Consider the following 355-nt stretch of genomic DNA (forward strand, 5'->3'; position numbering starts at 1 on the left):
GTTGACGGAAGATTCTGATAGCTATAAAATGCGCGCTTCTTGATTAGATGTCCCATTCGTCTAGTGGTCTAGGACACCGCCCTTTCACGGCGGTAACAGGGGTTCGAACCCCCTATGGGACGCCATTACTCTTCAAGAATGTGCGGGAATAGCTCAGTTGGTAGAGCACAACCTTGCCAAGGTTGGGGTCGCGAGTTCGAGTCTCGTTTCCCGCTCCAAAATATGTACGTCCCATTCGTCTAGTGGTCTAGGACACCGCCCTTTCACGGCGGTAACAGGGGTTCGAACCCCCTATGGGACGCCATTTCTGCTATTCTTATCAGTACCTTCTCTTTTATAATATCCGCATGTTAAG

General features: G+C 50.1%; 3 tRNA genes. All 3 read left to right on the forward strand.

What is annotated here, in order from left to right:
• Positions 1-49: 49 nt before the first annotated feature.
• The 3 genes from EOE65_RS17950 to EOE65_RS17960 all read left to right on the forward strand — a co-directional run bounded on the left by EOE65_RS17950 (position 50) and on the right by EOE65_RS17960 (position 304).
• Positions 50-125, forward strand: a tRNA-Glu gene (locus tag EOE65_RS17950).
• Positions 126-142: 17 nt separating this feature from the next.
• Positions 143-218 (forward strand) — tRNA-Gly (locus EOE65_RS17955).
• A 10-nt stretch (positions 219-228) separates the two neighbouring features.
• Positions 229-304, forward strand: a tRNA-Glu gene (locus EOE65_RS17960).
• The last annotated feature ends 51 nt before the right edge of the window (positions 305-355 follow it).

This window comes from Neptunomonas marina, assembly GCF_004005935.1.
GTDB classification, from domain to species: domain Bacteria; phylum Pseudomonadota; class Gammaproteobacteria; order Pseudomonadales; family Balneatricaceae; genus Neptunomonas; species Neptunomonas marina.